General features: G+C 72.2%; 8 protein-coding genes and 1 pseudogene. 4 read left to right on the top strand and 5 right to left on the bottom strand.

Translation table 11 applies throughout. The annotated features are described in order from the left end of the window. The 3 genes from J1C73_RS20695 to egtA all read right to left on the bottom strand — a co-directional run. On the bottom strand, positions 1-275 hold a 275-nt coding region (locus tag J1C73_RS20695), incomplete at its 3' end, for a class II glutamine amidotransferase domain-containing protein (protein ID WP_504743998.1). Then, on the bottom strand, positions 275-1621 hold the full coding sequence (gene egtB / locus J1C73_RS20690) for an ergothioneine biosynthesis protein EgtB (protein WP_207317727.1): 1347 nt from the start codon (positions 1619-1621) through the stop codon (positions 275-277). The genes J1C73_RS20695 and egtB, both read right to left, overlap by 1 nt. Then, positions 1618-2934, bottom strand: a complete 1317-nt coding sequence (gene egtA / locus J1C73_RS20685) for an ergothioneine biosynthesis glutamate--cysteine ligase EgtA (protein WP_207317726.1) — start codon at positions 2932-2934, stop codon at positions 1618-1620. Before egtA ends, egtB begins: the two co-directional genes overlap by 4 nt. 147 nt (positions 2935-3081) lie before the next feature. Between egtA and J1C73_RS20680 the strand changes: the two genes are divergently transcribed. Further along, a complete protein-coding gene (locus J1C73_RS20680) occupies positions 3082-3924 on the top strand; it encodes a TIGR02452 family protein (protein WP_207317725.1) in 843 nt (280 codons plus the stop codon). Positions 3925-4036: 112 nt separating this feature from the next. Here J1C73_RS20680 and J1C73_RS20675 read toward each other — a convergent pair whose 3' ends face one another. Next, positions 4037-4504, bottom strand: coding sequence for a type II toxin-antitoxin system PemK/MazF family toxin (locus J1C73_RS20675; RefSeq protein ID WP_207317724.1), 468 nt, complete (start codon positions 4502-4504; stop codon positions 4037-4039). 202 nt (positions 4505-4706) lie between these two features. On the opposite strand from J1C73_RS20675, the gene J1C73_RS20670 reads away from it, so the two are divergent. After that, positions 4707-5726: a LacI family DNA-binding transcriptional regulator gene (locus tag J1C73_RS20670; RefSeq protein ID WP_207317723.1), complete on the top strand. Its 1020-nt coding sequence runs from the start codon at positions 4707-4709 to the stop codon at positions 5724-5726. Positions 5727-5778: 52 nt separating this feature from the next. Next, a complete protein-coding gene (locus tag J1C73_RS20665; RefSeq protein WP_207317722.1) occupies positions 5779-6120 on the top strand; it encodes a hypothetical protein in 342 nt (113 codons plus the stop codon). A gap of 82 nt (positions 6121-6202) precedes the next feature. Here J1C73_RS20665 and trxA read toward each other — a convergent pair whose 3' ends face one another. Next, a complete protein-coding gene (gene trxA, locus J1C73_RS20660) occupies positions 6203-6574 on the bottom strand; it encodes a thioredoxin (RefSeq protein WP_123464970.1) in 372 nt (123 codons plus the stop codon). Positions 6575-6691: 117 nt separating this feature from the next. Here trxA and J1C73_RS20655 point away from each other — a divergent pair. Continuing rightward, positions 6692-8082: pseudogene (locus J1C73_RS20655) on the top strand (dihydrolipoyl dehydrogenase family protein). Positions 8083-8320: the final 238 nt, after the last annotated feature.

Raw genomic sequence — 8320 nt, 5'->3', positions numbered from 1 at the left:
GTGGCATCCCGGACCGCGGCGAGCAGGGCGTGGCTGCGCACCACTCTGGCCAGATCGGCGAAGGTCCGGTCGCCCCAGACGGGCCCCGGCCGGCGGTAGCGTCCGGGGACCGGGTCCCCGTCCGCGTACCAGCCGACGCCGAAACCGTCCGCGTTGACCGTCCCGTACCGCTGCCGGCGCGGCTCCCAGGACTGGCGCACCAGACAGTGCGCGGGTTGCGTCAGCACCTCGCCCAGGGGCACCGGCGGCCCCACGTAGGCGATATGACGGCACATCAGGTAGCCCTCGCGGTGCGGAACCCCGAGAAGATCTGCCGCCGGACCGGCAGGTCCCAGTTGCGGAACGTACCCCGGCAGGCCACCGCGTCCACCGCGAACGACCCACCGCGCAGCACCTTGTGCCCGGGACCGAAGAACACCTCCGAGTACTCGCGGTACGGGAACGGCGCGAATCCCGGATAGGGCAGGAAGTCGCTCGACGTCCACTCCCACACGTCGCCGATCAACTGCCCCGCGCCGGACGGGGACCGGCCGGCGGCGTACGCCCCGGCGGGGGCGGGCCGCAGATGGCGCTGGCCCAGATTGGCGCGCTCCGGCGTCGGGTCCTCGTCGCCCCACGGATAGCGCCGGGAGCGCCCGGCGGCGGGGTCGTGGCGGGCCGCCTTCTCCCATTCGGCCTCGGTGGGAAGCCTGCGTCCGGCCCAGCGGGCGTACGCGTCCGCCTCGTACCAGCTGACGTGCAGCACGGGCTCGTCCGCCGGTACCGGCTCGGTCACGCCGAAGCGGCGGCGCAGCCACTGACCGGCGTCCCGGTGCCAGAACAGCGGCGCCTTCAGCTCGTGCTCACGGACCATCGCCCATCCCTCGGGCGTCCACCACCGCTGCTCGGTGTAGCCGCCGTCCTCGATGAACGCCCGGTACGCGGCGCAGGTGACCGGGGCGGTGTCGATGAGGAACCCGGGCACCTCGCGCCGGTGCGCCGGGCGTTCGTTGTCGAGAGCCCATGGCTCGGTCGAGGTGCCCATCGTGAACGGGCCTCCAGGAACCAGCACTTCGGCGGGAAGCGCGGCCGCGTCGGTGGCCCCGGGGGGCTCCGGGGCACTGAGCACGGCCGGCCCCGTCCGCAGCTGATGAGTGATCAGCATGGTCTCGTCGTGCTGCTGTTCGTGCTGCGCGATCATCCCGAAGGCGAAGCCGGACCGCAGCAGCGGGCGGCCTCCGAGCGGCGTGGAACCGAGCACGTCCAGGGCCCGGCCGCGCACCTCGGCCGCGTACGAACGGGCCTCGGCGGGAGCCAGCAGGGGCAGGGAGGGGCGGGCGGCCCGGGGATGCTCGAAGGCGTCGTACAGTCCGTCGATGTCCGGCCGCATCGCCTCCCGCCCGCCGACGTCGCGCAGCAGCCACAGCTCTTCCTGATTGCCGATGTGCGCGAGGTCCCAGACCAGTGGCGACATCAACGGTGAGTGCTGAGCGGTGAGTTCATGTTCGTCCACGCTGTCGGTGAGGAGCGTGGTGCGCTCACGCGCGGCGAGGAGCGCGGCGACGGCGCGCTCACGGAGCACCTCGGCGTCCTGGGTGTCCGCGCTCTGCGGTCCGGGCGAAGGTGCGGGGGAGTCGGTCATGAGAGGGTCCCCTCCGGGTCGTACCGGCCACCCGTCCGGTCCGGTGCGAGCAGCGCCCGGAGATCGTCGGCAGGGCATCGGCCCCGTGCGACGTATCGGTCGTGGAAGCCCGCCACCGCGTCCTGCACCGCCTGGGTCGCGCCCGTCCTGGGCAGCGCCTCCAGGGCCAGCTCGAAGCAGGCGGTGGCCGCCACCCGCAGTTCGGGGTCGGCCAGTCCGTCACGGGCGGCAGCGAGCCAGAGCGGATTGCGCGGAGCGGCCAGGGGCCCCGCGGTCTCGGCCAGTGGTTTGACGGTGCGGTACACGGTTTCCGCGGCCTCCGGGTCGTCGAACAGGGCAGTGGTGACCGCGAGCGGCACGAGCCACCCGTCGTCACCGGACTGCGCGTCGATCATGCGCAGCTCCAGGTGTCCGCGCGGACGGACCGGCGGGAACAGCGTGGTGATGTGGTAGTCGAGATCGGCCCGGACCGGGCGCCGCGGCACCCCGGACCGGATCCAGTCCCGCAGGCTGAGCCCCTCCGGCACTGACCACGGCCCGGCGTCGCCGCGGATACACATGACCGGCGTGTCCAGGACGTACGAGGCCCAGGCGTCGCGGGGCGGCAGCTGACCGGCGGGGGCGAGCGTACGCAGCGGGTCGAGGTCGGTCCACAGGGACTGACGCGTCGATTGCCACGGCGTCGGCCTGCCCTGCTGGAAGGGCGAGTTCGCGAACGCCGCCACCAGCACCGCACCCAGCAGATGGGCCAGCTGCCAGCGCCGCCCGTAGCCGAGCGGACCGGGCTCCTCCTCACCGGCGTCCAGACAGACCTGGACGGACGCGGTCGTGCACATCATGGCGCGGCCGGCCGGTCCCCACCGGTCGAAGGCGGTCTCCATGGCGTCGTAGCGGGGTTCGCGCAGCAGTCTGCGCGGCGATTGCCAGGGATCGACGCCGATTCCGACCGGAGTGAGACCCAGCCGGCCGAGCGCGGCACGTACGGCGACGAGGTCGTCGGCGGTGTCATTGACGCACGCCATGAGGGAATCGGCGGGGCGCGAGCTGAGCTCCAGCTGGCCGCCGGGTTCGAAGGTGACCGCGGCGTTCAGGGGCAGCGCCCGGACGGCCGTCGCGGCCGCTTCGAGACGGTCGTGCTGGACGGGACTGCGCGGGTGGTCGCGATCGTGCAGGAGCCATTCGAGTTCGACCCCCACGATGCGCGGCGGTCCCGTCTTGAAGCAGATGCCGCGTAGTAGGTCCTCCGCCTCGACCTCGCCGAGGGGCGGGGAGTGACCGGGCGGACCGTGGCCGCCGGGTGTGTCGGGTGACATGCCGGGCCTCCTTTTCCGGTGCGTCGGTTCTACCCAAACCCCTGCCGCGAGTTCACACAAGAGTGCCCCTGCGCTTCGGAAATTCGGTTGCGTCCAAGCCGTGGGGGCGTCGATCATGCCCCGTATGCACCATAAGGGGGAGGGCCGGTGAGCGCCCGGCTGCGCGGTATCGCGCGCGAGACCGAGTCCATTGTCGAGGCGGGTTTCTACCGCACGCCGCAAGGGCGAGAAGTGAGCATCGAACGGGCGCTGACAGCCGCCCTCTCGGGGACCAGGCTGTACGGCCCCGAGCCGGTGCCGGTGGCGTCACTGGACCGTGACCGCACACCGGTCATCGAGGTCACCGGCGAGAGCAGCCTGCAGGCGGCCGCCCGGATGACCGGCGAGCGGCCGGGCAAGGTCGCCGTCCTGAACTACGCCTCCGCCCGCAACCCCGGGGGCGGATACCTCAACGGGGCGCAGGCGCAGGAGGAGGCCCTGTGCCGCGGCTCCGCGCTGTACGCCACGCTGCGCAGGGCCCCGGAGTACTACGCCCACCACCGCGCCGAACGCAGCGCCTTCTACACCGACCGGGTCATTCACTCACCGGGCGTGCCGGTCTTCCGCGACGACCGCGGCCGGCTGCTCGAAACCCCGTACACGGCGGGATTCCTGACCTCGCCCGCCCCCAACGCCGGGGTGATCCGCCGCACTGCTCCCCGGTCGGCGCACCTCATCCCCGCCGCGCTCGCCTCGCGGGCCGAACGGGTGCTGGAGGTCGCGGCAGTGCGCGGATACCGCAGGCTGGTGCTGGGCGCCTGGGGCTGCGGCGTGTTCCAGAATGATCCGGCCGAGGTGGCGGGCGTGTTCCGCACCCTGCTCACCGACGGCGGCCGGTTCGCGGGCCACTTCGAACAGGTCGTCCTCGGCATCCTCGACCGCGACGGCAAATCGCCCACCAGGGCCGCCTTCGATTGTGTGTTCGAGATTACGGCCCAACCCTCACGCTGATGTTGAGCCATAGGCTTCGACGTCATCCGGCGTGGCCGGCCTGAGCCGTTCGGGTCCGCGGCCCGTCACGGCCGCACGGGGGTGCCCGTGGACGTGGCGGGCCGCAGAGACCTCACTTCCAGCCGTAGAGCTCCCGCAGCCGCCCGGCGACCAGATCGAACCTGTCCCGGTCCAGGGCACACGCCTCACGCCGCATCCCGTCCTCGTGCACCCGCAGCACCCGGTCCAGATCGACCCAGGACGGGCGCCCCGAGCTGTCCCAGGGCCCGGCGCCCAGCGCCACCCACTCGCGGTCCTGGTCGTGCTGCTTGCTGGAGAGCTGTACGGCGAGCAGCGTGCCCGCCCCCTCACGTGCCACGACGAGGACCGGGCGGTCCTTGCCATGTCCGTCGTTCTCCTCGAACGGCACCCACGTCCAGACGATTTCGCCGGGGTCGGGGTCGCCGTCCCGGTCGGGGGCGTAGGAGGCGCGGACCGGGCCCACGTCGTGCGGGTCGGCCTGGGAAGTGGCGCCGGGACCGCTGCGGCCGGGGAAGTCGGCCGAGCCGTCATTGATGTCGCTGCGGTGCTGGATGGTCATCGCAACACCGTAGAACCTGCACGGCCCCTCGCGTGGAGCGGGTCCGCGAAACGGGCCGCCGAACGGCGTCCGACCAGCCGGCACCCGGACGGACCGGGCGGGGCCGTCCGCCCCGGTGCGAACCTCGGCCTGAGGTTCGCACCACGGGTACGGGGGCCGGAGCGCACCCGGACCGAACGGGTCTGTAAGACTGCCCGACGCCATGAGTCAGTTACCCGAGCAGCCCGCCGAAGGCCCCGTCCCGACCAGCGCCGATGTGGCGCGGCTCGCCGGGGTCTCCCGGGCCACCGTGTCGTACGTACTGAACAACAACGCGGCCGTACGGATCAGTGATCCCACCCGCCGCCGGGTGCGGGAGGCGGCCGCCGAACTCGGCTACGTACCGCACGCGGCCGCCCGGAGCCTGCGCGCCGGACACTCCCGCATGGTGCTGCTGCCCACCGGGAACTTCCCCTCCGGTCAACTGCACCACCGCTTCCTGCACGAGCTGGAATCCGGACTGCGCCGCCTCGACTACACCGTGGTCCAGTACGGCTCCCTGGGACTCGACGCCGACGAAGCGGCCCGCGCCTGGGCCGAGCTCCGGCCCGCCGCCGTCATCGTGCCCGGCTCCGTCCCCCTCGCCCCGCAGGGCACAGCCGTGCTCCGGCGCTCCGGCGCCAAGGCGGTGATCACGCTCGGACCGCGGCCGGTGGCGGGCGCCCACGCCCTGATCATGGACCAGCGCAAAGTCGGTGACTGTGCGGTCCGGCATCTGCTGGAGCGCGGCCGGCGCCGGATCGGCGTCGTGATGCCCGAGGAACCCGGCCTGGCGCTGTTCGCCGAACCCAGGCTCGCCGGCGCCCGGCAGGCCGCCGCCGGCACGGCCCGGATCGAACCGCTGCCGCTGCGCCACGACGAGGAATCGGCCACCGCGCTCGCCGCCCGCTGGCGCTTACTCGGCCTGGACGCCGTCTTCGCCTACGACGACATCTACGCGATGCTCCTGATGCGGGCACTGCAGGACACGGGCATCACGGTCCCCGGCGAAACCGCGGTGGTGGGCGCGGACGATCTGATGCTGGGGAGGCTGCTGAGGCCCAGACTCAGCAGCGTACGCATGGAACTGGACACGGTGCAGCCGCTCGCCGATCTGGTCGACCGTCTGGTGCGGCACCCCGGGAGGGAACCCGAGCGGCACGACCTGCTGAGTGCGCGGGCCGTCCACCGGGAATCGAGCTGAGCCGGCCCGCCAGCGCGGCAACGTGCGCGGCGGACATCCCTTGCCTAGCGTCATGACCATGAGCCATCCGCAGAGTTACGAGATCCTGCTGGTCCCCGCGTTCACCGACACCAAGGGTTCTGACGCCAAGGGTTCGGGCCCCGGCACCGGGGGCCCCGGCAACACCATCCGGTCGGCGATCGTGGACGCGACCGGGGAGACGGGCGAGTCGGGCTACCCCCGCTACTCCGGCGACGGCATGGTGGCGGACATCGACCCGTCGACGCACACCGTCGAGGCCCTGCTGGTCGACGGCTCGGAACTCGACTACGGACTCTCGGTCCGGATCGCGCAGAAGCGCGGCGCGCAGAGCGGTGCGCAGGACAACGGCGCGCAGGAGAACGCCGAAGGGTGAAGCCGCCGGAAGAAGCGAACGGGTCGGGGCCCGGCCGTCGACGGCCGGGCCCCGACCCGTTCCCCAGGCGTCCGCGAGGTGCCTACTTCTGGTCCTTCTGCTCGTCCTCGATGGACTTGCGGACCTCGTCCATGTCCAGCTTCCGGGCCTGGCCGATGACGTCCTCCAGCGCGGCCTCGGGCAGCGCGCCCGGCTGCGAGAAGACCGCCACGTTGTCGCGGACGATCATGAGCGTCGGGATCGACCGGATCTCGAAGGCCGCGGCCAGCTCCTGCTGCGCCTCCGTGTCGACCTTGGCGAAGACCAGGTCTGCGTGACGCTCGGACGCCGAGTCGTAGACCGGAGCGAACTGCCGACACGGGCCGCACCAGGAAGCCCAGAAGTCGATCAGGACGAACTCGTTCTCGCTGACGACCTGATCGAAGTTTTCCTTGGTGAGCTCTACGGTGCTCATGCTCTGCTACCTCTTCCTGTGCCCGAGCGGACGTGTCCCCGGACAACGGTGCCTGTGCTTGCACTATTCCGCCTGCCCCTGTGGCCGCCGCGCACACCCACGACCAAGATGGTCCTCATGACACATGCTGTGGAGCCCGTTGAGTACGACGTCGTGGTCATCGGTGCAGGTCCGGTGGGTGAGAACGTGGCGGACCGGGCCCGGTCCGCNNGTACTGGGCCTGTATGCCGAGCAAGGCCCTGCTGCGCCCGGTCGTCGCCCGCGCCGACGCCCGCCGCGTGCCCGGCCTCAGCGGATCCGTACAGGGCCCGCTGGACACCGCGGCCGTCCTCGCCCACCGGGACGCGTTCGCCTCGCACTGGAAGGACGACGGACAGGTGGCCTGGCTGGAGGGCATCGGCGCGGACATCTACCGGGGCGTCGGCCGGCTGACCGGTACGAAGGCGGTCTCCGTCACGGGACCCGACGGCACGGAACGCCGGCTCACCGCCCGGCACGCCGTCGCCGTGTGCACCGGCAGCCGGGCCGTGGTACCCGATCTGCCCGGAGTCGCCGACGCCTTTGTCTGGACGAGCCGTGAGGCGACCAGCGCGAAGGAGGTGCCCGGTCGGCTCGTCGTCGTCGGCGGGGGAGTGGTCGGTGTGGAGATGGCCACCGTGTGGGGCGCCCTGGGTGCCGAGGTCACCATGCTGGTCCGCGGCACGGGGCTGCTGCCCCGGATGGAACCGTTCGCCGGTGAGTTGGTCGCGGAGGCGCTGACCGGCGCCGGAGTCGATATCCGGTTCGGCGTCTCGGCCGCCTCCGTACGGCGCCAGGCCCCGGTTGGACCGGTCACCGTCGGACTCGACAGCGGCGAGAGCATCGAGGCCGACGAGATCCTCTTCGCCACCGGCCGCGCCCCGCGCACCGACGACCTGGGACTGGAGACGGTGCACCTGAAGCCCGGGTCCTGGCTCACCGTGGACGACAGCTGCCGGGTCGAGGGCACCGACTGGCTCTATGCCGTCGGTGACGTCAACCACCGGGCGCTCCTGACCCATCAGGGCAAGTACCAGGCCCGCATCGCCGGAGCCGCGATCGCCGCCCGTGCCCAGGGTGTCGCGCGGCTGGAGACCGACCGCTGGGGCGCCCACGCGGCCACCGCCGATCACGCCGCCGTTCCCCAGGTCGTCTTCACCGATCCGGAGGCCGCCTCGGTCGGCCTCACTCTCGCCGAGGCGGAGCGGGCCGGCCACCGGGTCCGGGCCGTCGACCACGACCTCGGAGCGGTGGCGGGTGCCGGCCTGTACGCGGACGGATACCGGGGCCGAGCCCGCATGATCGTCGACCTCGACCGGGAGATCCTGCTCGGCGTCACCTTCGTGGGTCCCGGTATCGGCGAGCTGCTGCACTCGGCGACGATCGCGGTCGCGGCCGAAGTCCCGATCGAACGGCTCTGGCACGCGGTCCCTGCCTACCCGACGATCAGTGAGATCTGGCTGCGGCTCCTGGAGACGTACCGCAGTTAAAGCCAGTGCCGGGTTGGGCGACGTTCGCCCTGTCGTGACGCGCCGTTCGGGTGTCGGCCCGGGCGGCGCGTCACGCCTTTGCGGCGCAGGAGGTGCCGGTGCAGGCTAAGGCGTGGCCGATACCCCCGGAGCAGGCAGGAAGCCTGATGTGTGGAAGTACGTCAGATAGCGGATCAGGATCTCGTCGGTCAAGGGCGGCTGACGGACGCCCACGGCCGCTGCGGCGGCGGCCGTCCGT

The organism is Streptomyces laculatispora (genome assembly GCF_017353455.1).
GTDB classification, from domain to species: domain Bacteria; phylum Actinomycetota; class Actinomycetes; order Streptomycetales; family Streptomycetaceae; genus Streptomyces; species Streptomyces laculatispora.
Note: the sequence above shows the minus strand (reverse complement) of the source record. Positions and strands in the feature narration are given on the sequence as shown.

Bases quoted from the DNA above. Each gene is read 5' to 3' on its own strand.
- egtB (WP_207317727.1), bottom strand. From the start codon at position 1,621: ATGACCGACTCCCCCGCACCTTCGCCCGGACCGCAGAGCGCGGACACC.
- egtA (WP_207317726.1), bottom strand. From the start codon at position 2,934: ATGTCACCCGACACACCCGGCGGCCACGGTCCGCCCGGTCACTCCCCG.
- J1C73_RS20675 (WP_207317724.1), bottom strand. From the start codon at position 4,504: ATGACCATCCAGCACCGCAGCGACATCAATGACGGCTCGGCCGACTTC.
- J1C73_RS20670 (WP_207317723.1), top strand. From the start codon at position 4,707: ATGAGTCAGTTACCCGAGCAGCCCGCCGAAGGCCCCGTCCCGACCAGC.
- J1C73_RS20665 (WP_207317722.1), top strand. From the start codon at position 5,779: ATGACCATGAGCCATCCGCAGAGTTACGAGATCCTGCTGGTCCCCGCG.
- trxA (WP_123464970.1), bottom strand. From the start codon at position 6,574: ATGAGCACCGTAGAGCTCACCAAGGAAAACTTCGATCAGGTCGTCAGC.